This is a genomic window from Tessaracoccus terricola, from assembly GCF_054776555.1.
On record NZ_BAAHBS010000005.1, the window covers coordinates 562,808 to 587,815 of the forward strand.

Here is a 25,008-nt window from a genome sequence, read left to right on the forward strand (position 1 = left end):
CAGCTCCGGTCAGCTGAAGCGGACCATGTTGTTGAACACCCAGCCGTCGATCTGGCCGAGGCGGATCGGCTCGCCGGTGCCCGCCACGTTTCCGTAGTAGGTGGCCCAGATGTAACTGCGGCAACCGTTCCGGCCGGTGGTGGTCGTGTCGCACTCGGTGTACCAGCGACGGCCGTCCTTAGCGGTCCAGCCCGCCGGTGCATTGTGCTTGCCCAGCGGGTTGGTGGCCCAGATGGAGCGGGGCGAGGGCTTGTAGGTGAGGTTGTTGAAGACCCACTTGTTGGTGCTGGTGAACTTGGTGCCGTCGAAGGTGACGGCGGTGCCCCAGATCACCGTCTCGCAGCGCTCGGTGGTCGAGTAGGGCTCGCACTTGGTGAACCAGCGGCGGCCGTTCACGTCGTGGTAGCCCGGCGTGGTGTACAGGTCGAACGGCGTCTCGGTTGGGGTGGGCGTGGGGGAGGGCTTCGTCGGCGGTTTCGGTGAGGCCGTTGGCTTCGTGGGCTTTGATGAGGGGGTGGGAGGCTTCGGAGACTGAGTGCCCGAGTCCGAGTAGCGGGGGAGCACCGGCGGGGGACCGGTGAGGTCGCCCTGCAGGGTGTAGGAGACGAAGTCGTGCTCACTCCAGACGGGTGCGTATTCGGACTGCCACTGGCCGACACCGGAGCTGACCGACAGGAACCACCAGTCGTTGTCCAGATCCGCCGGGTACCCGACGCCGTTGACCGTGGCGATCAGGGACCCGCCGCTGATGCTGGTGTGCTCGATTCCAGCGAGTTCGAGCGGCCAGGTCAGCCCGCCGTCCGGGGTGACGTCGCTGGTGAGGGTCACGCAGCGCACGATGTAGTCCTGGTTGCCCTTCTGGGTGACCGTGGGGGACCCGGGGACCTCCGCGCCGCCGTAGCCCCAGTGCACCACCACGCTCAGCCCCTCGTCCGCCTTGCACCAGCCGTCGCGCGACTTGGCGGGCACCGGCGTTGGGGTCGAGGGGGCCGGGCCGGGGGTGGGCTCGGCGGTGGTGGAGCGCTGGGCGTGTCCGTAGGACTTCCCGGTGAGGGCAAAGATGGCCTGCGTGGTGGCGCGGACGTCGTCAACGGTGCCGTCGGGGACGTTGGACCAGGCCGCGCCGCTGGTGGTGAGCGCCTGCTGGGCCATCAGGTAGGCCTGCGGTGATTCGATGTTCACGCCCGCCTCGGCCAGTGCCCCGGCCACCATGCCGGTGGAATTGGCCGAGGAGTACGTGGCCCAGTAGTGGTTGCCGGATGCGTCAACTCGCTGGTTGGCGCGATCCTGGGTCCAGTCGATACCGAGTCCCAGGCGCCGCTCGGCCTCGGAACGGATGGTGGCGTCGTCGGTGCGCTCCGCAACCAGGTTGAGCGCCGTGATCCCCAGCCCCGTGTAGTCCGGGTCACCCGAGCGTGGGTCTGCGCTCCAGCCGAACCCGCCGTGGGTCTCGCTCTGGAACATCTGGTCCATCAGGTACGTGAAGTCCTCGGGCGGGATCTCGACGTCGAGGCGGGTCAGTGCGATCAGGGAGAGGTAGGAGCCCCAGGAGAAGATCTTGCTCTTCGCCGCGACGGCGTCCAGCAGCTCCTGCACCAGGTCGCGGTCCTCGCCGAAGAAGTGGGCCGGATCCTCGATGCCCCCGATGTCCGCGGCCATGATCACCTTCGCCAGTGCGCCGGTCTGGGTGGTCACGTAGCCGGGGCCGCCGGTGCGCATCACGTGGAGCATCTCGTCGATGGTGCCGTGGTGCACGTCTGCGGAGGCCAGGGCGATGATGCCGTCGGCCACGAGGCCGATGTCCGTGCGTGAATAGGAACCGTCGTCCCACTGCTGCTTGATCCAGTCGGCCGCCAGCGTGACGCTCTCCTCGACGGGGGTGGGCTCGTCGGCGCGCGCTGTTCCCAGCGCTAGCGCAGAGGTGACCGCCAGTACGAGAGCCACCAGGGCGGCGACCAGGGGTTTCCGGAAGGACACGTGAAGGGCCTTTCGCGATGGAGGCCCACGTGTGGGGATCAGGGCAGCGGTGAGAGTGAAACCAGGAACTGCCTGTGACCCTCCCGCAGACCTCGACGGGAGTTTTGAACGGTCTGTCGCGGCAGGCGATCCGGCTTCGGGGTCGGAACCCCTTCACGGTTGCGGGACAGCACTGGATTCGAACCAGTTTCTCCTGCGCAGCGGACGTGGGAACCATAGCACCCCCGAAACTGGACCACGCAAGGGGGCGGTTGTTACCGGATGGGCTCCCACAACGGGCGTGAGGTGGGACGTCGAGGGCCCGGTCCGAATCGGACCGGGCCCCGCTGTTGGTGTTGTTGGTCGGTGTGGCGCCTCAGGCGATGACGTCGCCGTCATGCAGCTGGCTGGGAACCCCGACGACGACGCCGCCGGGCTTCACGTCCTTGACCACAAGGGCGTTGGCGCCGATCTTGGCGTCGTCGCCGACGTGGATGTTGCCGATGATCTTGGCCCCGGCTCCCAGCAGCACGCGGTCGCCGATGGTGGGGTGCCGCTTGAAGCGGCCCCGCGCCCGGCCACCGAGGGTCACCTGGTGGTACATCAGCACGTCGTCACCGAGGACGGCGGTCTCACCGATCACGACACCCATGCCGTGGTCGATGAAGAACCGCCGCCCGATGACAGCACCCGGGTGGATCTCGATCCCGGTCAACGTGCGGGCGATCTGGCTGATGATCCGCGCCAGCGGCTGGAGTGCCGTCGAACGGCTCCACAGCGCGTGCGCGATGCGGTGTATCCAGATGGCGTGCACCCCGGGGTACGCCACAGCCACCTCGAACTTGCTGCGGGCGGCCGGGTCCTCACGCATGGCTGCGTCGAGGTCCTCCGACATCCTGGCGGTGACAAGCTTGAGGCGGCTGAGGAACGTCACTAGTCGAGGAGTCCTTCGAAGAGAATGGTGGACAGGTAGCGATCGCCGGAGTCGGGCAGGACGACGACGATGTTCTTGCCGGCGTTCTCGGGACGGCTGGCGACCTCGGCAGCTGCGGCCAGCGCGGCCCCGGACGAGATGCCCACGAACAGGCCCTCCTCCTTGGCGGAACGACGCGAGAAGTCTAGCGCCTGGTCGATGTTGCGGGGCAGCACCTCGTCGATGATGGAACGGTCCAGGATCTCGGGGATGAAGTTGGCGCCCAGCCCCTGGATCTTGTGCGGGCCGGCCGGGTTGCCGGACAGGATGGCCGACTCCTCGGGCTCGACCGCCACGATCTTGACCTCGGGCTTGCGCTCCTTGAGGACCTGGCCGACACCGGAGATGGTGCCGCCGGTGCCGATGCCGGCGACGACGATGTCGACGTTGCCGTCGGTGTCGTTCCAGATCTCCTCGGCGGTGGTGCGGCGGTGGATGTCGACGTTGGCGGGGTTGGCGAACTGGCTGGCGACGATGCCGCCGCGCTCCTGGGCAACCTCGGCGGCCTTCTCCACGGCGCCCTTCATGCCCAGGGGGCCGGGGGTGAGGATGAGCTCGGCGCCGAACGCGCGCAGCACGGCGCGGCGCTCCTTGGACATGGTCTCGGGCATCACGAGGACGACCTTGTAGCCCTTGGCCGCGCCGACCATCGCGAGCGCGATGCCGGTGTTGCCGCTGGTGCCTTCGACGATGGTGCCGCCGGGCTGCAGTGCGCCGGCCTTCTCCGCAGCTTCCACGATGGCCACGCCGATGCGGTCCTTCACGGAGCTTGCAGGGTTGTAGAACTCGAGCTTCGCCACGACGTTCGCGTTGTCGCCGGCGAGATGGTTGATCTTAACGAGGGGAGTGCGGCCAATGAGGGCCGTGGCATCGGAGTAGATGGTCATGACCGCAAAACATAGTGCGTCCCTGAATTATTCCGAGATTCGCTTCCATCTTCGATGAATTTCTGGGCCCCGCCCGCAACCCCTAGAATCACTGGCATGATCCCCACCCATGACCTGGTCCTCGTCGTCGACTACGGGGCCCAGTACGCGCAGCTGATCGCGCGCCGCGTCCGCGAGGCATCCGTCTTCTCCGAGATCGTGGACTCCAGCGTCTCCACCGAGGAGATCCTCGCCCGCAAGCCCTCGGCAATCATCCTGTCCGGCGGGCCGGCGTCGGTCTACGCGGAGGGTGCCCCCCAGCTGGACCCGGCGCTGCTGGAGGCCGGGGTGCCGGTGCTGGGCATCTGCTACGGCTTCCAGTCCATGGCCAAGGCCCTCGGCGGCACCGTCGCCAAGACCGGGCAGCGCGAGTACGGCCGCACGTCACTGTCCATCCAGGACAACGGTTGCTTGCTCGCCAGCCTGCCCAACACCCTCAACGTGTGGATGAGCCACGGGGACTCCGTGTCCCGCGCGCCCGAGGGTTTCGAGGTCCTGGCGCGCACCGCCGGTGCGCCCGTGGCCGCCTTCGAGGACCGGGAGCGCAAGCTCGCCGGGGTGCAGTGGCACCCGGAGGTGATCCACTCGCAGTGGGGCCAGCAGGTGCTGGAGCGCTTCCTGTTCGACCTGGCCGGCCTGCGGGCGGACTGGACCTCGGCCAACATCGTGGCCGAGTCCATCGAGCAGATCCGGGCCACCGTCGGCGACCGCCGCGTGCTGTGCGCGCTCTCGGGTGGCGTGGACTCGGCCGTCGCGGCGGCGCTTGTGCAGGAGGCCATCGGCTCCCAGCTCACCTGCGTCTTCGTGGACCACGGCCTGCTGCGCGAGGGCGAGGCCGAGCAGGTGAAGGAGGACTTCGTCCACGTCACCGGCGTGGACCTGGTGGTGGCCGACGAGAAGGACCGCTTCCTCGGCGCGCTCGCCGGAGTGACCGACCCGGAGGAGAAGCGAAAGATCATCGGGCGCGAGTTCATCCGCACCTTCGAGGCCACGGCGGCCCAGCTGGCCGGTGAGCGGGGGATCGACTTCCTCGTCCAGGGCACGCTCTACCCCGACGTCGTCGAGTCCGGCGGCGGCTCCGGCACCGCCAACATCAAGAGCCACCACAACGTCGGCGGCCTGCCCGACGACCTGCAGTTCACCCTGATCGAGCCACTGCGGACCATGTTCAAGGACGAGGTCCGCGCGGTGGGCACCCAGCTCGGCCTGCCCGAGGCGATGGTGTGGCGTCACCCGTTCCCCGGCCCGGGGCTCGGCATCCGCATCATCGGCGAGGTGACCGCCGAGCGTCTGGAGATCCTGCGCCAGGCCGATGCGATCGCCAGGCACGAGCTCAGCGCGGCCCGCCTGGACCGCGACATCTGGCAGTTCCCCGTGGTGCTGCTGGCCGACGTCCGCTCCGTCGGGGTGCAGGGCGACGGCCGCACCTACGGCCACCCGATCGTGCTGCGGCCGGTGGTCTCCGACGACGCCATGACCGCGGACTGGGCCAAGCTGCCCTACGAGGTGCTGGAGAAGATCTCCACGCGCATCACCAACGAGTGCTCCGAGGTGAACCGCGTGGTGGTGGACATCACCAGCAAGCCCCCGGGCACCATCGAGTGGGAGTGATCCCACCCGGCAGGTCCGAGGGCTTGCGGTGAGCGGCGGAGGCTACTAGATGTCGTAGCCGCCGCCGTTCTTGTTCTGCTTGTTCTCCTTGTACCAGCGCTGCGCCTTGGAGATGCCCTCCTCGGCGATGGTGCCACCGGCGGGGCGGGGCATGATGATCCACAGCAGGACGTAGAGGGCGATGCCACCTCCCCAGAACACGGAGATGGCCGCGAACGCGATGCGCACGATGGTCACGTCGATTCCCAGCTTGGCGGACAGGCCGCTGGCCACGCCGGCGATCCACTTGCCTTCGTCAACTCGTTGGAGCTTCATGCTCGGGTCCCTTCTGTCGAGGTTCATTGTCTTCCTTCTTCCTGGGTGGGGTGGTCGGTTCAGCGGCGGTCGTCGCGTCTGGGCAGGGCAACCGCCAGACCGATGGCGCCGGAGGCCAGCAGCACGAGTGCGAACCACATGGATGCCGGGCGGATCAGGGTGTGGCCCCAGGCGACGAGTCCGCACAGGATGGCGAACCCGACCAGGGTGAGGCCGGTCACGAGCGTGGCGACGTCGATGCGACGGGGTGTCTTGTTCATGCCAGGTACTCCACGACGACGTTGCTCATCGCTGCGTTGAGCACCAGCGTCGCGCTGCTGCGCGGGCGTTCCGCATCGGGATCCCGGGACTCGGGGCCGACGATCTGGACCTGCGACATCTCGGCGCTCTGCGTGAACCGGATGGGTTCGGCGGGCAGGATGATCCGGACGTTGGACAGGTTCGCCTCGACGGTGATGGTGGCGTCGTCGTCGATGGTCAGGGAGGACAGGTCCACCACGGCGTTGCCGTCAGCGATGAATTCGTAGGTGAGGTCCTGCTCGCCGGCCTCGGCGGCCACCAACTCGACGGGCTCCGAACGCTCGGTCACCATCCAGCTGGCGGTGGCGCCGACGCCGAGGGCGAGCACCAGCAGCACCACCGGCAGGCGTCGGGAGCGCACCAGCAGGGCGTGGCCCAGCATCGTGACACCCGCCACGCCGGTGCCGAGGACGCATGCCCACAGCCAGGTGGGGGACAGGCCGAGGACGAACGCCGTCGCGGCGGCGCCCCCGCTCAGGAGGACGACGAGGCTGGCGCCCAGCCAGGAGACGGGCGTCTGGGTCTGGGATGGTGCCGCCTGCGGCTCCTGTTCCTGCTCGGTGCCGGGACCGTAGAGGTCGACGACGGGCAGCGGGTCGGCTGGGCCGGTACGGACGGTGGCGTAGCCGGCCAGGCGCGCGCGCCACTCCTCGATGCTCGCGGCGGTCGACGGCGGGGGAGGAGCCGATGTGCCCTGGCCGGGTGCCGCCGCGTGCGGAGCCTGTGGGCCCCAGTGCCGCGCGGTGCCGGTGCGGACCGCGCGTCGGCGCATCAGCAGGAAGACGCCCACGACCACGACGGCGGGGAAGAGCCACACGTTGCCCTGGGCCGCGGAGCCGATCACGACGACGAGGCTGGAGATGAGGATCACGAGGCCCTGGGTGCTCCGCGACCAGCGCTCGAACGCCGGCACGAAGCGTCGGATGGGGGCCACCCCGCCCTCACGCGGAGTCAGGAGCGTGCCCCAGGCGTAGAGCACCAGCCCGAGGCCGGCCGCGAAGGTCAGCGCCGCCACTGCGAGCCTGACCAACAGGGGATCGATTCCCACGCGTGCCGCGACGGCCCGGCACAGCCCGCTGGTCAGCGTGGTGCCGTTGGGGCGCTGGAGACCCACCAGGCGGTGGTCCAGCGTGCCGAGGTCGACGACGGAGTTCATGGTTACCAGTCTGGGGCACGCAGGCGGCCGGAACCATCGGGACCGACCCTGAGCCGTACCCTGATCTCTGCTGCGAACAGCCCTGAACTGCGCCCGGCGCACTGTCTTTGCGCGCGTGCGCGTGCCACTGTGGGGACTGCCATGGAAACACAGACCCCTGCCCGCCTGCCTGCGCCGCGAACCCCGGTACTGCGCCGGGACCCGTCCCGCAAGGCCATCGCGGGCGTCGCCGCCGGTCTGGCGGCCCACCTGGGCGTCCGCACCGGGTGGGTGCGGGCGGCCTTCATCCTGCTCGCGGTCATCGACGGCATCGGCGTGCTGCTGTACGCACTGATGTGGCTCCTCGTGCCCTCCGGGACAGTCGTGGCGGAGGCTGCCGGGCTAGAGACCGCCACCCGCCGCGGGATGCGGCCGGAGCGGCACCAGCGCCAGTCCACCCCGATCGACGTCGGTCTGGTGATGTCCATCGGTTTCGTCATCGCCGGTATCGGTTGGATGCTCGTCAGCGGCGGGCTGTTCATCCCGGCCGGCTACTTCTGGCCGCTGCTGCTCGCCGGCATCGGGGTGGTGATCCTGTGGCTGCAGGCCGACCGCGCGAGCTTCGCCGGCGGCGGCGCCGCCGAGGGCAACCTCTGGCGTCGGCTCACCCGCGGCTCGGGGACGGCCAGCATCGCCCGGCTGGTGGGCGGCCTCCTCCTCGTGGGCCTGGGCAGCAGCTGGATCCTGGCCTCCCAGATCGGCCTGTCGGAGCTGCCGACGGTGCTCGGCGCCGCCGCGGCCCTCGTCGGCGGCCTGCTGATCGTCGCCGCACCCTGGCTGCACCGGATGCGGCAGCGGGTCCGGATCGAGGAGCAGAAGCGCATGCGCGCCGAGGCCCGCTCGGACATGGCCGCCCACCTGCACGACTCCGTGCTGCAAACCCTCGCCCTGATCCAGCGCCAGGCCGACGACTCGGCCACCGTCGCGTCGCTGGCCCGCAGACAGGAGCGGGAACTGCGGACCTGGCTCTACGGCGAGCCGACCCGCTCCGAGACGCTGAAGGGCTCGCTGGAGAAGATCCGCGTCGACGCCGAGGAACTGTTCCCGGAGATCGCCGTCGAGGTGGTCTGCGTCGGGGACACCGATGTCGACGACGTACTGGAGCCGCTCGTCCACGCCACCCGAGAGGCCGTCACCAACGCGGGCAAGCACTCGGGCGCGGCCCGCATCGACGTGTACGCGGAGGTGGAGCCGGACCGGGTGGAGGTGTTCGTACGCGACCGTGGCAAGGGATTCGATCCGGAGACCATTGGCCCGGACCGGCAGGGCGTGAAAGAATCGATCCGTGCCCGCATGGAACGCAGCGGGGGCAGCGCCCGGATCCGGACTGCCCCGGGCGAGGGCACAGAGGTCAAACTGGAGATGATTCGATGAGCAACGAGCCGCAGGAGGCCGAGGCCCAGCCCATCCCCCTGAGTGAGCTGCGGGTGGTCCTCGTGGATGACCACGCCATGTTCCGCGCCGGGGTCCGGCACGAGATCGGCGGCCTGTGCCAGATCGTCGGCGAGGGCGAGGACGTCGCCACGGCAGTCAAGGCCATCGTGGAGTCCAAGCCCGACGTCGTCCTCCTCGACGTCCACCTGCCCGGTGGGGGCGGTGCCGAAGTCATCAAGCAGGTGTCCAAGACCGAGCCCGACGTGAAGTTCCTCGCGCTGTCGGTCTCCGACGCCGCCGAGGACGTGATCGGTGTCATCCGCGCCGGCGCGCGTGGCTACGTCACCAAGTCCATCTCGTCGGAGGAACTCGTCGAGGGGATGCAGCGCGTCGCCTCCGGGGACGCGGTGTTCTCGCCGCGGCTGGCCGGCTTCGTGCTGGACGCCTTCTCCGGCGCCGTGGACATCTCCTCCATCGACGAGGAACTGGACCGGCTCAGCGCCCGGGAACGGGAGGTGCTCAAGCTGATCGCGCGCGGCTACTCATACAAGGAGGTGGCCCGCGAACTGTTCATCTCCATCAAGACGGTGGAGACCCACGTCTCGAGCGTGCTGCGCAAGCTGCAGCTCAGCAACCGCCATCAACTCACCAAGTGGGCCACGGACCGCCATCTGGTCTGAGCCGCCGCCCGCGGACAAAGGAAGAGGCCCCCGACTTCGGGGGCCTCTTCTTTTTGGTTGAAGGGTTTGGGACTTGTCAGACGGTGTCCTTGCGCTTCGTCACGAAGCCGTAGATGACCAGGACCAGGATCGCGCCCACGATTGAGAACAGCAGGCCCTCGATCGAGAAGATCTCGTCGTAGCTGACGTTGAACAACAGGCCACCGAGGAAGCCTCCGAGGAGGGCGCCCACGATGCCCAGGATCATGGTGGCGAGCCAGCCGCCACCCTGCTTGCCGGGGAGGATCGCCTTGGCGATGGCTCCACCGATGAGACCGATTACGATGTATCCGATGATTGTTCCCATGTGTTCAGCATGCACCCCCGGGGGGCCAGTTCGCGATAGGTGATCGGCGTGGCGCGCCCCTGAATCGTCCCGGAGCCCACCCCTGTATTCGCCTGCAACAGCCCTTGCCGGGTAGCCTCACGGCCATGGAGATCGTCTCGAACCTGTTCCTGTTCCTTCACCTCGTGGGCTTCGCAGCCCTGTTCGGAGGGGCGTTCGTGCAGCTGAAGGGGCCCGACCGCAAGATCAACGCCGCCATGTTCCACGGCGCCCTCACCCAGCTGGTGACCGGGCTGGTCCTCGTCGGTCTGGCGGAGATGGGCGACGGCGAACCCAACCACATGAAGATCGGCATCAAGAGCCTCGTGCTGGTCGTCATCCTCGTGCTCGTGCTGGTGAACAAGAAGAAGGACAAGCTCGCCGACGGCACGTACTGGGGCATCTTCGCGCTCACCCTGCTGAACGCGGGCATCGCCGTCTTCTGGTGATCAGAACAGGGGCCGCAGCGGGCTGAGCAGCTGCTCGGTCGCCTTCTTGCCGAGCGATCGGCGGCGCCAGACGTCGAGCGTGATCTCGACGGTGTTCGACTCATCGACGGCGAAAACGTGCTCCATGTGGGCAGCGACGTCCTCGTCGATGATCTCGAGGTTCACCTCGTAGTTGCCCAGCAGGCTCAACCTGTCCAGGTTCGCAGTGCCGATGGTTGCCCAGGAGCCGTCTATGACGGCGGTCTTCGAGTGCACCATTGCGCCCTGGTACAGGAAGAGCCTGATGCCGGAGGAGAGCAGGTCGGTGTAGAACCCGCGCGAGAGCCAGTCAGCCACCACGTGGTTGGACTTGGCCGGCACGATGATGCGCACGTCCACGCCACGCTTCACGGCCTGGCGCAGCGCGGCCACCAGGTCGTCGTCGGGAATCAGGTAGGCGTGGGTGAGCCAGATGCGGTCCTGCGCCCTGTCGATGGCCTCGAGGTACATGTTGCGGATCGGGTAGACCGAGATGCGCGGGGTGTTGCGGTGCAACACCAGCGGCGTCTGCCAACTGCGCGCCATGTCGTTGGGCAGTTCCGGCTGCTTGCCGCGACGGTTGTGGTCGTTCCAGAAGTCCACGAACGCGTTCTCGAGCTCCGCCACGTCGGGACCGACGACGCGGGCGTGCGTGTCGCGCCACCCCGTCGCGTACAGCTTGCCGATGTTGTAGCCGCCGATGAAACCCACCTTGCGGTCCACCACGAGCAGCTTGCGATGGTCACGGCCCCACTGCTTCGGACTCCATGGCCTCGGGAATGCCGGGTGGCGCAGGACGCGGATGTTGGGTGGCAGCCGGAAGAAGGAGCGCGGGACAACCAGGTTCGCAAACTCGTCCCAGATGACGTTGACCTGGACGCCGCGGTCGGCCGCCTCGACCAGCGCCTGCTTGAACTCCTGCCCGGTGGAGTCACCCTTCCAGATGTAGGTCTCGAAGTGGATCACCGACTCGGCCCCGTTGATGGCCGCCAGCATGTCGGCGTACAGGTCCTCGCCGTAGGTGTAGACCGTGACCTCGTTGTCACCCACCGGGACCGGTTCGGGCGAGGTGTGGGGGAAGCGGCGCAGCTTGCGGTACTTCTTCCGCAGGGACTCGTAGGCGGTCAGCCCGATCATTGCGGAGAGTTGGGCCAGGAACAGTGACACGGCCACCCAAGGCAGCACCCGTCTGAGTGTTGTCAGTGCACGGCGCATGGAGCCAGCCTAGTGGAGGGGCGGGTAGGCTGGGCGGTCGACATGAGTGACTCCCTTTTTCCCGACCTCTTCGCCGTCTTCCAGCCGGACGCGCCCGCGAAACCCAAGCCCGAGCCGCGCGCCGAGGGCACCGCTGCGCCCAAGGGCAAGCGGATCGACGAGGAGGAGTTGCTCGCCGGTCTGAACCCGCCGCAGCGGCAGGCCGTGCTGCACGCCGGCTCCCCGGTGCTGGTGGTTGCGGGTGCCGGTTCCGGCAAGACCAGGGTGCTCACCCGTCGCATCGCACACCTCGTCAGCCAGCGGGGTGTCCACCCGGGATCGATCCTGGCCATCACGTTCACGAACAAGGCGGCCGCGGAGATGCGGCACCGGGTGATGGACCTCGTCGGGAACCGCGCGAAGTTGATGTGGGTGTCCACGTTCCACTCGGCCTGCGTGCGCATCCTGCGCACCGACATCGACCGTTTCGGGATCTCGAAGAGCTTCTCCATCTACGACGACACCGACGCCAAGCGGCTGATGTCGCTGGTGCTGCGGGACCTGGAGTTGGACCCGAAGCAGTACCCGGTGCGCGGCGTCATGAACGCCGTCAGCAACTACAAGAACGAACTGGTGGACTTCGAGACCGCCCTGGCGGAGGCCGCCGGGCCGAAGGCCCGCAAGCAGGCCGAGGCCTACCGGGAGTACCAGACCCGGCTGGCGGCGGCCAACGCCCTGGACTTCGACGACCTCATCCAGACCACCGTCAGCCTGTTCAAGGCCTTCCCAGACGTGCGGGAGAAGTACCGTCGCCGGTTCCGCCACGTGCTCGTCGACGAGTACCAGGACACCAACCACGCCCAGTACGAACTGGTGCGGCAGCTGTGCGGCGAGGAGACCGAGAGCCCCGTCGAGGGAACACCCGTGGTGGAGCCCGCGGAACTGATGGTGGTGGGTGACTCGGACCAGTCCATCTACGCGTTCCGCGGCGCCACCATCCGCAACATCCTGGACTTCGAGAGCGACTTTCCCGGCGCCACGACCGTGGTCCTGGACCAGAACTACCGCTCCACCCAGAACGTCCTCACGGCCGCCAACGCCGTCATCTCCCGCAACCAGGGCAGGCGCGAGAAGAGCCTGTGGTCCGAGCTGGGGGAGGGTGACCTCATCGTCGGTTACGTCGCCGACACCGAGCACGACGAGGCCCAGTTCGTCGCCACGGAGATCGACAAGCTGTCCGACGCGGGGCAGTCCCGCTACGGCGACACGGCCGTGTTCTACCGCACCAACTCGCAGTCGCGCGCGCTGGAGGAGGTCTTCATCCGCGTGGGCATGCCGTACAAGGTGGTGGGTGGCGTCCGCTTCTACGAGCGCAAGGAGATCCGCGACGCCATCGCCTACCTGCGCGCCATCGTGAACCCCGCCGACGACGTGTCCGTGCGCCGGATCCTGAACGTGCCCAAGCGTGGCATCGGTGACCGGGCCGAGGCGGCGATCTCGGCGCTCGCGACGGCGGAGCAGTTGACCTTCTTCGACGCCCTGCAGCGTTCCGACGAGGCGCCGGCGCTGGCCACCCGGTCGGCGAAGCAGATCCAGGGCTTCGTGGACGTGATGAACATGCACCGCGCGAAGGTCGCGGCCGGGGTGCCGGCGGACGAGGTGCTCACCTCCATCCTGATGGAGTCCGGCTACGTGCCCGAACTGCGGGCCTCCACGGACCCGCAGGATGAGACCCGCCTGGAGAACCTCGACGAGTTGGTCAGCGTGGCCGCGGAGTTCGTGGCCGCGGCCAACACCGTCGACCTCGACGAGGCCGAGACCTCGGCGCTGGTGGCGGGGATGCCGGAGCCCGACGACTCCCTCGCCGCCTTCCTGGAGCGGATCGCGCTGGTTGCCGACTCGGACCAGGTGCCCGACGCGGACGACGAACAGGGCGTGGTCACGCTGATGACACTCCACACCGCGAAGGGGTTGGAGTTCGACACCGTCTTCCTCACCGGCATGGAGGAGGGCATCTTCCCGCACCAGCGCGCCTTCTCCGACAACGACGAACTGGAGGAGGAGCGTCGCCTGGCCTACGTCGGCATCACGCGCGCGCGCAAGCGGCTCCACCTGTCCCGTTCGGCCGTGCGGACCGTGTTCGGTTCCCCGCAGTACGCGCCGGAGTCCCGCTTCATCAAGGAGATCCCGGCCCACGTCCTGGACTGGCGCCGCACCGGCGACGCCGTCACCAACTGGGCGGCGTCGTCGGCCACCCGCAACCGCCAGACCGCCACCGCGATGCAGAGCTTCGGCTCCGGCGCCGCCCCGGTGAAGAAGATCGCCTCGGTGGAGGTGGGGGACCGGGTGATGCACTCGATGTTCGGGATGGGCACCGTGGTGGGCGTCGACGGCTTCGGGGACAAGACCAAGGCCGACGTCGACTTCGGCTCTGCCGGCAAGAAGCGCCTCAGCCTGGCCCACGCCCCGATGGAGAAGCTCTAGGAGCAAGAAGAACCCCGGCCTGGTGGGCCGGGGTTCTTCTTTGCTGGTTGGGAGCCGGGTCAGCCGACGCCGAGGCTGCGCAGGAAGCTCATGGGGTTGGACGCACTGTACACGTCTCCGGGGGTGACGCCCGCCTTGTAGTATTCGAAGTGCAGGTGGGCGCCGAAGGAGCGGCCCGTGGTGCCGACGTAGCCGATCAGCTGGCCCGCCTTGACGGCCTCGCCGGGGCTGACGACCCGCTTGGACATGTGGGCGTAGAGGGTGGAGCCGCCGTTGCTGTGCTGGATGACGACGTTGATGCCTGCCCAGCCGCCCGAGGTGGGGGAGAGCACGATGCCGGAGGCGGCCGCGTAGATGGGGGTGCCGACGGGGGCCGGGAAGTCCTGGCCGGTGTGGTAGCGGGACCAGGAGCCGCGCTGGCCGAAGCTGGCGCCGACGCGGTAGTTGGACTTGACCGGCATCGAACCGCCCTCCGAGGTGGCTGCGACGAGGTCGGCGTCGGAGAGGACCAGGTCCGGGTTCATGCCGACGGCGGCCTTGCGAGCCTCCTCCAGGCGACGCTGGGCCTCCTCGGCCTCCTTCTTCAGCTTGTCGGCCTGGGCGGCGACGAGCTCCATGTCCGCGTCCATCTCGGCGTCACGCTGCTTGCGGGCCTCGTCGGTCATGACCTGCTGCGCGCCCTCGACGGAGTCCTCGAGGATCTCCTCGCGGGCCTTGGCGGCCTCGCCGGCGACGGCGTCGGTGAGACCTGAGCGGACGGCGTTGCGGGAGGCATCCTGGGTGCGGTCCGCGAAGCCCTGGGCAGCGGCTGCTGCGGCGGCCTCGGGGATGGCGACCTCGACGGTCAGGTTCTCCGAGGAGAGGTCCTCGGAGGCGCCGCGCTGGGAGAATGCGAATCCGAACAGTGAGCCCGCGGCGAGCACGCCCGCGAGGGTGGCGCCGACGACGCCGCGGCCGAGGCGGGAGGCGCGACGACGGCGCGCTGCCTTCGGGGCGTCCTCAAGCACTACCTCTACGTCGTCATGGTTTTCTGGGGTGGTTCCAACGGGGTCGACCGCTGCTGCCCGGCGAGGGTTTCGGGTGGTCTTCCTCGTGTTCAAAGCATCTCCAGGTCACTGTTCTCGGGGTGCGTCCGGAGAAACCTTAGCAATTCTCAGGATTTTCTCAAACTCGTGTCCGGAATGCGGAGGAGGCCTGCTTCTGGGTTGGTCACGCAGTTGGGACCAAGGCGCCGGCGAGCGCTAGTGTGTCCAGCGTACAGAATCGTCAACGCGTTCGCACGGATTGGAGTCAAGGTGGATCTCCTCGAGTTCCAGGCCAGGGACCTCTTCGAGTCATTCGGAGTACCTGTCCTGCCAGGCCTCGTGGCAAACACGCCACGGGAAGCACGAGAAGCCTACGAGAGGCTGGGGACCCAGGTCGCCGTCGTCAAGGCACAGGTTCGCGTCGGTGGACGCGGCAAGGCGGGTGGCGTGAAGCTGGCCCGCAGCGCCGATGAGGTGGAACAGGTGGCCTCCGAGATCCTCGGGCTGGACATCAAGGGCCACGTCGTCGAGCAGGTCATGCTCAGCCCCGGGGCGGACATCGCGGAGGAGTACTACTTCTCCATCCTCCTGGACCGGGCCAACGGCTCCTACCTCGCCATGTGCAGCACCGAGGGCGGCATGGACATCGAGCAGCTGGCGGTGGAGCGCCCCGATGATCTCGTCAAGCTCCCCCTCCACCCGGTGACGGGCGTCACCGAGGAGGTCGCCAAGGAGATCGTCACCAAGGCCGGCTTCCGCGAGGAGGACCAGGCCGCCGTCGGCGTCGTGCTGGAGAAGCTCTGGGTCGCCTTCCGCAACTCCGACGCGACGCTCGTCGAGGTCAACCCGCTGGTCAAGACCGGCTCCGGCCAGATCCTCGCCCTCGACGGCAAGGTCACCCTGGACGGCAACGCCTCGTTCCGCCACCCGGGCTGGGAGACCTACGAGGCCTCCTCCGGTGACGTGGACCTGGAGCGCCAGGCCAAGGAGCTCGACCTCAACTACGTCAAGCTCGACGGCTCCGTCGGCATCATCGGCAACGGCGCGGGTCTCGTGATGAGCACCCTCGACGTCGTGGCCGGCGCAGGCAAGGACCTGCCGGGCGCGCCCAAGCCCGCCAACTTCCTCGACATCGGCGGAGGCGCCTCGTCGACGGTCATGGCCAACGGGCTGCGCATCATCATGAGCGACCCGCAGGTCAAGAGCGTGTTCGTCAACGTCTTCGGCGGCATCACCGCCTGCAACGACGTCGCCAACGGCATCGTCACCGCGCTCGAGGTGCTGGGTGACGAGGCCAAGCTGCCGATCGTCGTCCGGCTGGACGGCAACGCCGTCGAGGTGGGCAAGGCCATCCTCGAGGAGGCGAACCACCCGCTGATCACGGTGGAGTCGACGATGGACGGCGCCGCCAGCGCCGCCGCCAAGCTTGCGAGCGAGAGGAACTGACACCATGGCCATCTTCATCAACGAGTCCTCCCGTGTGATCGTGCAGGGCATGACCGGCCGTGAGGGCCGTAAGCACACCCAGCGCATGATCATGTCCGGCGCCCGCATCGTCGGTGGCGTCACCCCCGGCAAGGGCGGCGAGTCCGTCGTGTTCGAGGAGGACCCGGTACCCGTTTTCGGGTCCGTCGGCGAGGCGATCGAGGCCACCCAGGCCAACGTCTCGGTGGTCTTCGTGCCGCCGAAGTTCGCCAAGGCCGCCGTCCTCGAGGCCGTCGAGGCCGGCATCGAGCTGTGCGTCGTCATCACCGAGGGCATCCCGGTGCGCGACTCGCTCGAGTTCCACGAGGCCGCCAAGTCCTCCAAGACCCGCATCATCGGCCCGAACTGCCCCGGCCTGATCTCGCCCGGCAAGTCCAACGTCGGCATCATCCCCGCGCACATCGCGGGCGCCGGCCGCATCGGCCTGGTGTCGAAGTCCGGCACGCTGACCTACCAGATGATGTACGAACTGCGTGACCACGGCTTCTCCACCGCCGTCGGCATCGGTGGCGACCCGGTCATCGGCACCTCCCACATCGACTGCCTGCAGGCGTTCGAGGAGGACCCGGAGACCGACGTCATCGTCATGATCGGTGAGATCGGCGGCGACGCCGAGGAGCGGGCCGCGGCCTACATCAAGGAGAACATCACCAAGCCGGTCATCGGCTACGTGGCGGGCTTCACGGCTCCCGCCGGCAAGACGATGGGCCACGCAGGCGCCATCATCACCGGCAGCCAGGGCACCGCAGCCGCGAAGAAGGAGGCCCTCGAGGCCGCCGGGGTGCGCGTCGGCGAGACCCCCAGCCAGACCGCTGAACTGGCGCGCGGCGTGATCGCCGAACTGCGCCACAAGCAGTCCGCCTGAGCGGAGCGCTGAACCAAGACCGCTGGGCGGTCGGTCCCCGGACCGGCCGCCCAGCGGTTTTTCGTGCGCCGACCCGACACGCCGAGGGAAATCGTCGCAAGGGGCACCCGCGCCCCTTCCGCCGATTCTCCGCGGCGAGTCGGGTCAGGGTGGGGCAGAGCGGCGGTGCGACGCCGTCGGCGGCTACTGGCTGAGGCGCTGGCTGGCGCGGAGGACCACGGCGGCGAACTGCTCGTCGGTGAAGCGGAAGTCCTCGGTGACGGTGGTCAGCAGGTAGCCGACGCGCTGTCCGGTGATTGTCACGGACAGCTGGTAGAGCACAGAGGTGTCGTCCGAGGTGGCCTGCTGCACCAGGAAGCTGCGGGCCGACAGGGACGCGTTGTCCGCGCCGACACCGGAGATGCCGGGCAGTTCGGTGACGGTGGCGGTCAGGACGCGGTCCTTGCAGGAGGCGATGTTGTTGCCGAGCTTGGTGACGAACTGGCTGGCCGCCTCGGGTGTGTCGAACTCGAAGACCATCTCGTCCATGCCGAAGCCGGTGGGGGCGGCTGCGTCCTGCGTGAGCAGGTAGGTGCGCTGCTGCCGGCTGCTGGGGCCGGGCTCGGTGGCCAGCGGCAGGTTCTCGCAGTTCATGCCCTGGCTGGTCAGCTCACCGGGCTCGTTGGCCGTCCACGCGCCGGTGCCGGCATTGATGCGCGGCAGGTCCGCGGTCAGGAGCCAGCCCTCGGGCGGCGAGGGCGGGGGCACCGTCTCCCCGAAGGAGGTGGTGCTGGGGCAGGCGCCGTCGGTGCGAGTGCACAGGTCCGCCACCGAGCGCTCGATCCCGGCGCTCAGCTGCTGCGCCGGCACCGGGGTGCCGTCGCGGGTGATGTCCACGATGGTCAGGGCCCGGCCGTTGCGCAGCAGCAGCACCGTGTGGAACTGCATGGGGGCGTTCTCGTAGGCGATCGTGAGCTGCTGGGACTCGTCCGCGAGCCCGTAGACGGCCGTCGAGCCGATGATGAGGGCCGGCACCTCGTCGCAGGCCGCGAGGTTGGCCACCCGTTGGGCCTGCACCTGGGCGGCGGCCTCGACCGTTGCGTAGACGTCGATCTGGTGCATCGCGGCCAGCATGTCGTCGTCGGAGGTGCCCAAGGTGCGCTGGAAGGTCTGGACCGGGTTGACGTCGTCGCGTTCGCTGCTGAGGCAGGCCGCGTTGGCGGTGGCCTCGGAGGTCTCCTCGGCGGTGTTGATCTCCACCCAGGAGGCGTCCGGGACCACGAGTTCGGCGTCGGCCACGGTCATCAGGTTCTCGACGGAGGCCTCGGGTTCCGGGGAGGGGGACTCGGACGGGGATGCGGTGTCCGACGTCAGGGTGGGGGTGGGGGAGTCGGTCGGTGTGGTGCTGCGGCGCACCAGGTAGGCACCCAGGAGGATCACGAGCGCGGCCACCAGCGCGCCGACCACCCAGACGAGCAGCGTGCGCCGGTGGTGCTCGAACCAGCTGCCGGAGCCCCCATCGGAGCCGCCGGAGCCCCCGGACCCGCCGCCGTCAGCGGGGCCGTCGAAGGTGCCCGAACCGCCCGCACCGACGGAGGCGGCCGGGGCCGGGATCATCTCGTCCTCTGGCGGGGTGATGGAGCTGACCGCGGAGCGGCGGGGCGTGGGGGTGGGCTCGCTCAGGGAGGCCGGGGTCAGGCCGCTGATGCGACGCCCCTCGGTGGGGGCGTCGAGGTCCTCGTAGTCACGGGCCGGCAGCACCGGGGCGGAGGCCGGCAGGTTGGCGCTGGCGCTGCCCGGGCGCGCGAAGGGGTTGACCGGGATGGACCGGAAGATGGGGGAGGGGGACTCGGCAGCCGAACCCACGTCGACGCCGTCCACCGGCTCGGTGGGCGAGTCGGGAGTGTCGACTTCGGCAGGTGTGCCGCGTCGGGCCGGGCTGGCGCCCGGTGCCGGTGTATCGTCGAGCGCGTTCGGTTCCTCGAAGTCCTCCGGCTCGGATGCGGCGGCCCGCCTGGGTCGGTTGCTCCCGTTCTCGGACACGTTGCACCTCCAACTTTTCGGACCTGGGACCTGCGTTCGTTGGAACAGCGTACCCGGTGGACCGGGGGACGGTCGTTATCGGATTGGGAGGAGAACGCGTGGCGGAACGCACTTCGCGGCATCGCACCATCGCGGTGGACGTGGACGAGCCGACCGGCACAGTGACCGGCCGGGAGCTCAGTTGGCCGTGGTGGCTGGTGGCCGTGGTCGGCGCGATCGCCGTGGTTGCCGCCGGATGGCTGCTGATGGCAGGTGCGTCGCTGCTGGGTTGGGTGAACGCCTCCGACGCCGGCGTCAGCTCCGCCCTGCAACTCGCCACCCAGGTGCTCCTGCTCGCCTTCGGGGCCCCTGTGACGATCGGGGGCCAACTCGTGACCCTCACTCCGCTGACCCTGACCCTCGCGCTGGTCCTGCTGGGCCAGCCCGTGGCCGCCATCGCCGCGCGCCAACTGGCGCAGGCCCAGGCCACCCCGGACGACACCGGCCAGCTCTGGGTGGACGGCCAGGCACTCGTGTTCAAGGTGGCCGGAACGTTCGCGCTGGTCCAGGCCGGCACCCTGCTGCTCGTTGGGATGGCGGTCGACGACGGCGCCCACGCCTGGCGGGCCGCGCTGGGTGCCCTGGTGGTCGGTGCGCTCGCCGGCGTCTGGGGCGCCAGCCGAGCCATCGGCCACGACCCGCGCCGCAACTGGCCGGGCTGGCTGCGCGCCGTGCCTTCGGCGATGGGCACGGCGCTGCTGGTCTGCCTCGCAGGGGGAGCGGTGGTCCTCGGCAGCACGCTGTTCCTCCACCAGGACCGCGTCGCGGCCATCCATGACGCCCTGCAGCCGGACCTCGCAGGCACCATCCTGCTGGTCCTGCTCCAGTTGCTGTACCTGCCGAACCTGGTGCTCTGGGGCGTGGCGTGGGCGCTGGGCGGCGGGATCACGCTGGGGGACGGGTCCCTGCTGAACCTGAACGTGACCGACGTCGGCTTCCTGCCTGCCATCCCGGTGCTGGGGGCCATCCCGGAACCCGGGCTCGCCCCCGAGACCACGTTCCTGTGGCTGCTCGTCGGCGTCCTCGCCGGCATCCTGGCCGCCGTGCTGGTGGTCGCCCGCCGACCGCGGGCCCGCTTCGACGAGACCGCCGCCGCCGGCGGCCTGTCCGGAGTGGCTGCAGGGCTGCTCGTGGTGGTGCTGTGCTCGATCTCCTCGGGAGGCCTCGGCGCCTCGCGCCTGTCCCATCTGGGACCGGAGGTGCTGGACCTGCTGGTGGTCGCGCCCAGCGTGCTCGGCCTCTCCGGCCTGCTGGCCGGGTTGGTGCTTGGACTGGTCAGGCAGCCGAGGAAGCCCTCTGCGTAGGATGACGCCCGTGAAGCGTGTCGTTGTGCTGTTGTCCGGGTCGGGAACCCTCTTCCAGGCGTTGCTCGACGCCATCGCCGCCGGCGACGTGGACGCCGAGGTGGTGGCCGTCGTCGCCGACCGGACCGACTGCGGTGGTCTCGAACGGGCCCGGCGGGTCGGCATACCGGCGATCTCGCACCCCTACGCCAAGGGGTCCGACCGGGCGGTCTGGGACGCCGAACTGCGCGACGTCGTCGCGGGGTTCGAGCCGGACCTGGTGGCCTCCGCCGGTTTCATGAAGCTGGTGGGGGAGGCCTTCCTGGCCGAGTTCGGTGGACGCACCATCAACACCCACCCCGCCCTGCTGCCCAGTTTCCCCGGCATGCACGGTCCCCGCGACGCGCTGCGCGCCGGAGTCAAGGTGTCCGGTGCCACGGTCTTCGTCGTGGACGCAGGTGTGGACACCGGTAGGATCCTGCTGCAGGGCGCCGTCGACGTCCTGGACGAGGACGACGTCGAGAGCCTCCACGAACGCATCAAGCAGGTGGAGCGCCGACTTCTCGTGCAAGCGGTGAGGGACTGGCCGTCCGGCACCGACGTGGCCAACTGATACGGAAAAGAGAATCTCGTGACCAACCTGATCCCGCTGCGCAGGGCACTCGTGTCCGTCTACGACAAGACCGGCCTGACCGAACTCGCAGGAGCGCTGCACGAGGCCGGGGTCGAGATCGTCTCCACCGGCTCCACCGCCGCCAAGGTGGCAGCCGCGGGCATCCCGGTCACCCCTGTCGAGGAGCTCACCGGGTTCCCCGAGTGCCTCGACGGGCGCGTCAAGACCCTCCATCCCAAGGTCCACGCCGGCATCCTCGCCGACCGCCGTCTCGACGACCACGTCCGCCAGCTGGCCGAGCTCGACGTCGCCCCCTTCGACCTCGTGGTGGTCAACCTCTACCCGTTCGCCGCCACCGTCGCCTCGGGCGCCGGTGAGGACGAGTGCGTCGAGCAGATCGACATCGGCGGCCCCACCATGGTGCGCGCCGCAGCCAAGAACCACCCGTCGGTGGCCGTGGTCACCTCCCCGGCCCAGTACGACGGCGTGCGTGCCGCCCTCACAGAGGGCGGGTTCACCCTCGCCGCGCGCAAGGAACTCGCCGCCGCCGCGTTCCGGCACACCGCCGCGTACGACGTCGCCGTCGCCAACTGGATGGCCACCACCGTCGTGGAGCAGGCCGAGGACGGGTTCCCCGAGTGGGTGGGCGGCAGTTGGGAGAAGGTCTCCGGGCTGCGCTACGGCGAGAACTCCCACCAGGGCGCCGCGCTCTACTCCTACGAGGCCGGTCCGGCGGGCATCACGCAGGCCGAACTGCTCCACGGCAAGGCGATGAGCTACAACAACTACACCGACGGCGACGCCGCATACCGCGCCGCGTACGACTTCGACGAGCCGTGCGTGGCCATCATCAAGCACGCCAACCCGTGCGGCATCGCCGTCGGCGCCGACATCGCAGAGGCCCACCGCAGGGCCCACGAGTGCGACCCGGTCTCCGCCTTCGGCGGCGTCATCGCAACCAACCGGCCCGTCTCCGTGGCGATGGCCGAGACCGTCAAGGACATCTTCACCGAGGTGATCATCGCGCCCGACTTCGAGGACGGCGCCCTGGAGATCCTCACCCGCAAGAAGAACATCCGCCTGCTCAAGGCCGCGCCCTACAGCCACCGCGAGCGCAGCCTGCACCCGATCAGCGGCGGTGCCCTGCTGCAGCAGCCCGACCGCATCGACGCCGAGGGCGACGCCGCGGCCAACTGGACGCTCGCCGCCGGGGAGGCCGTCGACAAGGCCACCCTCGCCGACCTCGAGTTCGCGTGGCGCGCCTGCCGCTCCGTGAAGTCCAACGCCATCCTGCTGGCCTCCGGCGGCGCCTCCGTGGGAGTTGGCATGGGGCAGGTCAACCGCGTCGACTCCTGCAAGCTGGCCGTCGAGCGCGCCGGCGAGCGCGCCGCAGGGTCCGTGGCCGCGTCCGACGCGTTCTTCCCCTTCAGCGACGGTCCCCAGATCCTCATCGACGGTGGCGTGAAGGCGATCGTGCAGCCCGGCGGCTCCATCCGCGACGACGAGACCATCGAGGCGTGCAAGGCTGCGGGCGTGGCGCTCTACTTCACCGGCACCCGACACTTCTTCCACTGAGAGGAACCCAGATGACTGCGAACCCCCTGGACGGCAAGGCGACGGCCGCGAAGATCAAGGAGGAGCTGAAGGAGCGGGTGGCGGCGCTCAGCGCCGAAGGTGTCATCCCAGGCCTGGCCACGGTGCTCGTCGGATCGGATCCGGCCAGCCAGAACTACGTGCGCATGAAGCACCGGGATTGCGAGCAGGTGGGCATCCACTCCATCCAGGTGGAACTGCCCGAGGACACGACCGCCCTGCAGTTGGAGCAGGCCATCGAGGGCCTCAACACGGACCCGGCCTGCACCGGCTACATCGTGCAGCTGCCCATCCCGAAGCACCTGGACGAGAACTGGGCACTGTCCCTGATCGATCCGGACAAGGACGCCGACGGGCTGCACCCGATCAACCTCGGCAAGCTCGTGCTCGGGGAGCCGGCCACGCTGCCGTGCACCCCGCGCGGCATCGTCGAACTGCTCCGCCGCCACGAGGTGGAGTGGAAGGGTGCCGAAGTGGTGGTGGTGGGCCGCGGCATCACCGTCGGACGCCCCCTGGGGCTGATCCTCACCCGCCGCAGCGAGAACGCCACCGTCACCCTTTGCCACACCGGCACCAAGGACCTCGCGGCCCACACCCGCCGCGCAGACATCGTCGTGGCCGCCGCGGGCGTGCCCGGCATGGTCACGGCGGACATGATCAAGGAGGGCGCCGTGTGCGTCGACGTGGGCGTGTCCCGCGTGGACGGCAAGACCGTCGGGGACCTGGCCCCGGACGTGTGGGACAAGGCGTCCTGGGTCACCCCGAACCCGGGCGGGGTCGGGCCCATGACCCGCGCCATGCTGCTGTCCAACGTCGTGGACCGGGCGGAAGCGCTGCATGCGGGACAGGCCTGACAAACCGGCCGAGGAGCTCCCGTCCAACCTGTGGCCGCTCCTGCTGGCCGTAGCCGTCGCAGCGGCCGGGGTGGTGCTGATCTCCATCGGCAGCTGGCGCAAGGGCCCCGTCGTGATCGCGGGTGCCCTCTGGCTGGCGGCGTTCCTGCGGCTCGTCCTGCCGGACCGGATCGCCGGGCTGCTGGTGGTGCGTCGCCGCTGGATCGACGTCCTCGGCATGGTCCTGCTGGGTGGCGCCATCGCGACGCTGGCCCTGGTGGTGCCCGGCACGCCCTAGGGCAGTATCGTCGGGGATGAACCGAACAACCAACAACCGAACCAAGGAAGAGGCCCCCTGTGAGCACTGAGGCTCCCGTCAAGATTGCCGTGACCGGCGCCGCCGGCCAGATCTGCTACAGCCTGCTGTTCCGCATCGCCAGCGGCTCGCTGCTGGGCGACCGCCCGATCGAACTGCGCCTGCTGGAGATCACGCCCGCGCTGAAGGCCCTCGAGGGCGTCGTCATGGAACTGGACGACTGCGCGTTCCCGAACCTGGCGGGCATCGAGATCGGCGACGACCCGAACAAGGTCTTCGACGGCGTCAACCTGGCCATGCTCGTGGGTGCCATGCCCCGCAAGGCCGGCATGGAGCGCAGCGACCTGCTCAGCGCCAACGGTGCCATCTTCACCGCCCAGGGCAAGGCCCTGAACGCCGTGGCCGCCGACGACGTGAAGGTGCTCGTCACCGGCAACCCGGCCAACACCAACGCGCTGATCGCCATGAAGAACGCCCCGGACATCCCGGCCGAGCAGTTCAACGCCCTCACCCGGCTGGACCACAACCGTGCGCTGAGCCAGCTCGCCGCCAAGACCGGCGTCGCCGTCTCCGACATCTCCCACATGACCATCTGGGGCAACCACTCCGCCACCCAGTACCCGGACCTGTTCAACGCCCGCATCGGCGACAAGTCCGCAGCCGAGGTCGTCAACGACCAGGCCTGGATCGAGGGCACCTTCATCCCCAAGGTGGCCAAGCGCGGCGCCGAGATCATCGAGGCCCGCGGCCTGTCCTCGGCCGCCTCGGCAGCCAACGCCACCGTCGAGCACATGCGCGACTGGGTGCTGGGCACCCCCGAGGGTGACTGGGTCTCCATGTCCGTGCCGTCCGACGGCTCCTACGGGGTCCCCGAGGGCATCGTGTCCTCCTTCCCGTGCACCGTCATCGACGGCAAGTACGAGATCGTCCAGAGCCTGGAGATCAACGACTTCAGCCGCGCCCGCATCGACGCCTCCGTCGCCGAACTGGTGGAGGAGCGCAACGCGGTCACCGAACTCGGCCTGATCTGACCCGAGGCCGGCAGGACGAGCCCCGACGGACACGCTCCGTCGGGGCTCGTCGCACTTCCGGGAC

At 69.2% G+C, this 25,008-nt stretch carries 23 protein-coding genes and 1 riboswitch; of the genes, 13 read left to right on the top strand and 10 right to left on the bottom strand.

All coding sequences use genetic code 11. The features are described 5' to 3' along the window. Positions 1–9 precede the first annotated feature (9 nt). The 3 genes from ACYU7G_RS12505 to cysK all read right to left on the bottom strand — a co-directional run bounded on the left by ACYU7G_RS12505 (position 10) and on the right by cysK (position 3,816). The gene (locus ACYU7G_RS12505; RefSeq protein WP_461108292.1) at positions 10–1,977 is read right to left on the bottom strand and encodes a hypothetical protein; all 1,968 of its coding nucleotides are present in this window, start codon (positions 1,975–1,977) and stop codon (positions 10–12) included. 103 nt (positions 1,978–2,080) lie between these two features. Beyond that, positions 2,081–2,210: riboswitch (cobalamin riboswitch) on the bottom strand. Between the two features lie 122 nt (positions 2,211–2,332). Continuing rightward, positions 2,333–2,851 carry a serine O-acetyltransferase gene (gene cysE / locus ACYU7G_RS12510; protein ID WP_461109583.1) on the bottom strand — a complete coding sequence of 173 codons (519 nt, stop codon included), beginning with the start codon at positions 2,849–2,851 and terminating at the stop codon, positions 2,333–2,335. Positions 2,852–2,889: 38 nt separating this feature from the next. Continuing rightward, a complete protein-coding gene (gene cysK / locus ACYU7G_RS12515) occupies positions 2,890–3,816 on the bottom strand; it encodes a cysteine synthase A (protein ID WP_461108294.1) in 927 nt (308 codons plus the stop codon). Positions 3,817–3,912: 96 nt separating this feature from the next. Between cysK and guaA the strand changes: the two genes are divergently transcribed. Further along, on the top strand, positions 3,913–5,466 hold the full coding sequence (gene guaA, locus ACYU7G_RS12520) for a glutamine-hydrolyzing GMP synthase (protein WP_461108296.1): 1,554 nt from the start codon (positions 3,913–3,915) through the stop codon (positions 5,464–5,466). A 45-nt stretch (positions 5,467–5,511) separates the two neighbouring features. On the opposite strand, the gene ACYU7G_RS12525 is transcribed toward guaA, so the two are convergent. From ACYU7G_RS12525 to ACYU7G_RS12535, 3 genes are read right to left on the bottom strand one after another with little or no spacing between them, the layout of a single operon-like run. Continuing rightward, positions 5,512–5,808 (bottom strand): PspC domain-containing protein, encoded by a 297-nt coding sequence (locus ACYU7G_RS12525; RefSeq protein WP_461108298.1) that lies wholly within the window; start codon positions 5,806–5,808, stop codon positions 5,512–5,514. A gap of 32 nt (positions 5,809–5,840) precedes the next feature. Beyond that, complete coding sequence (locus tag ACYU7G_RS12530) at positions 5,841–6,041, bottom strand: hypothetical protein (protein ID WP_461108300.1); 201 nt, start codon at positions 6,039–6,041, stop codon at positions 5,841–5,843. After that, positions 6,038–7,237: a PspC domain-containing protein gene (locus tag ACYU7G_RS12535; RefSeq protein WP_461108302.1), complete on the bottom strand. Its 1,200-nt coding sequence runs from the start codon at positions 7,235–7,237 to the stop codon at positions 6,038–6,040. Before ACYU7G_RS12535 ends, ACYU7G_RS12530 begins: the two co-directional genes overlap by 4 nt. Positions 7,238–7,378: 141 nt before the next feature. Here ACYU7G_RS12535 and ACYU7G_RS12540 point away from each other — a divergent pair, with 141 nt between their 5' ends. Then, on the top strand, positions 7,379–8,650 hold the full coding sequence (locus ACYU7G_RS12540) for an ATP-binding protein (protein ID WP_461108304.1): 1,272 nt from the start codon (positions 7,379–7,381) through the stop codon (positions 8,648–8,650). Next, a complete protein-coding gene (locus ACYU7G_RS12545) occupies positions 8,647–9,330 on the top strand; it encodes a response regulator (protein WP_461108306.1) in 684 nt (227 codons plus the stop codon). The genes ACYU7G_RS12540 and ACYU7G_RS12545 overlap by 4 nt, the downstream gene beginning before the upstream one ends. A 76-nt stretch (positions 9,331–9,406) precedes the next feature. Here ACYU7G_RS12545 and ACYU7G_RS12550 read toward each other — a convergent pair whose 3' ends face one another. Then, complete coding sequence (locus ACYU7G_RS12550; RefSeq protein ID WP_461108308.1) at positions 9,407–9,676, bottom strand: GlsB/YeaQ/YmgE family stress response membrane protein; 270 nt, start codon at positions 9,674–9,676, stop codon at positions 9,407–9,409. Positions 9,677–9,801: 125 nt separating this feature from the next. Here ACYU7G_RS12550 and ACYU7G_RS12555 point away from each other — a divergent pair, with 125 nt between their 5' ends. Next, on the top strand, positions 9,802–10,143 hold the full coding sequence (locus ACYU7G_RS12555) for a hypothetical protein (RefSeq protein WP_461108310.1): 342 nt from the start codon (positions 9,802–9,804) through the stop codon (positions 10,141–10,143). Here ACYU7G_RS12555 and ACYU7G_RS12560 read toward each other — a convergent pair whose 3' ends face one another. Further along, positions 10,144–11,376, bottom strand: a complete 1,233-nt coding sequence (locus ACYU7G_RS12560; RefSeq protein ID WP_461108312.1) for a phospholipase D-like domain-containing protein — start codon at positions 11,374–11,376, stop codon at positions 10,144–10,146. Between the two features lie 42 nt (positions 11,377–11,418). Between ACYU7G_RS12560 and pcrA the strand changes: the two genes are divergently transcribed. After that, positions 11,419–13,839 (top strand): DNA helicase PcrA, encoded by a 2,421-nt coding sequence (gene pcrA / locus ACYU7G_RS12565; protein ID WP_461108314.1) that lies wholly within the window; start codon positions 11,419–11,421, stop codon positions 13,837–13,839. A 59-nt stretch (positions 13,840–13,898) separates the two neighbouring features. On the opposite strand, the gene ACYU7G_RS12570 is transcribed toward pcrA, so the two are convergent. Next, positions 13,899–14,846 carry a M23 family metallopeptidase gene (locus tag ACYU7G_RS12570; RefSeq protein ID WP_461108316.1) on the bottom strand — a complete coding sequence of 316 codons (948 nt, stop codon included), beginning with the start codon at positions 14,844–14,846 and terminating at the stop codon, positions 13,899–13,901. A gap of 288 nt (positions 14,847–15,134) precedes the next feature. On the opposite strand from ACYU7G_RS12570, the gene sucC reads away from it, so the two are divergent. Together sucC and sucD are read left to right on the top strand one after the other, a co-directional pair. Continuing rightward, the gene (gene sucC, locus ACYU7G_RS12575; RefSeq protein WP_461108318.1) at positions 15,135–16,310 is read left to right on the top strand and encodes an ADP-forming succinate--CoA ligase subunit beta; all 1,176 of its coding nucleotides are present in this window, start codon (positions 15,135–15,137) and stop codon (positions 16,308–16,310) included. Positions 16,311–16,314: 4 nt separating this feature from the next. Next, entirely contained in the window at positions 16,315–17,214 is a 900-nt protein-coding gene (gene sucD, locus ACYU7G_RS12580) for a succinate--CoA ligase subunit alpha (protein WP_461108320.1), read from the top strand. 183 nt (positions 17,215–17,397) lie between these two features. Here sucD and ACYU7G_RS12585 read toward each other — a convergent pair whose 3' ends face one another. Then, the gene (locus ACYU7G_RS12585) at positions 17,398–19,236 is read right to left on the bottom strand and encodes a hypothetical protein (RefSeq protein WP_461108322.1); all 1,839 of its coding nucleotides are present in this window, start codon (positions 19,234–19,236) and stop codon (positions 17,398–17,400) included. 98 nt (positions 19,237–19,334) lie between these two features. Between ACYU7G_RS12585 and ACYU7G_RS12590 the strand changes: the two genes are divergently transcribed. Genes ACYU7G_RS12590 through ACYU7G_RS12615 form a run of 6 tightly spaced genes read left to right on the top strand, consistent with a single transcriptional unit; the run spans position 19,335 to position 24,944 of the window. Continuing rightward, on the top strand, positions 19,335–20,579 hold the full coding sequence (locus ACYU7G_RS12590) for a cell division protein PerM (protein WP_461108324.1): 1,245 nt from the start codon (positions 19,335–19,337) through the stop codon (positions 20,577–20,579). 1 nt (position 20,580) lies between these two features. Continuing rightward, positions 20,581–21,171, top strand: coding sequence for a phosphoribosylglycinamide formyltransferase (purN, locus tag ACYU7G_RS12595; protein WP_461108326.1), 591 nt, complete (start codon positions 20,581–20,583; stop codon positions 21,169–21,171). An 18-nt stretch (positions 21,172–21,189) separates the two neighbouring features. Then, positions 21,190–22,746 carry a bifunctional phosphoribosylaminoimidazolecarboxamide formyltransferase/IMP cyclohydrolase gene (gene purH / locus ACYU7G_RS12600; RefSeq protein ID WP_461108328.1) on the top strand — a complete coding sequence of 519 codons (1,557 nt, stop codon included), beginning with the start codon at positions 21,190–21,192 and terminating at the stop codon, positions 22,744–22,746. Positions 22,747–22,757: 11 nt separating this feature from the next. Next, positions 22,758–23,618 carry a bifunctional methylenetetrahydrofolate dehydrogenase/methenyltetrahydrofolate cyclohydrolase gene (locus ACYU7G_RS12605; RefSeq protein WP_461108330.1) on the top strand — a complete coding sequence of 287 codons (861 nt, stop codon included), beginning with the start codon at positions 22,758–22,760 and terminating at the stop codon, positions 23,616–23,618. After that, positions 23,602–23,895, top strand: coding sequence for a DUF3017 domain-containing protein (locus ACYU7G_RS12610; protein WP_461108332.1), 294 nt, complete (start codon positions 23,602–23,604; stop codon positions 23,893–23,895). Before ACYU7G_RS12605 ends, ACYU7G_RS12610 begins: the two co-directional genes overlap by 17 nt. A gap of 59 nt (positions 23,896–23,954) precedes the next feature. Further along, entirely contained in the window at positions 23,955–24,944 is a 990-nt protein-coding gene (locus ACYU7G_RS12615; RefSeq protein ID WP_461108334.1) for a malate dehydrogenase, read from the top strand. The last annotated feature ends 64 nt before the right edge of the window (positions 24,945–25,008 follow it).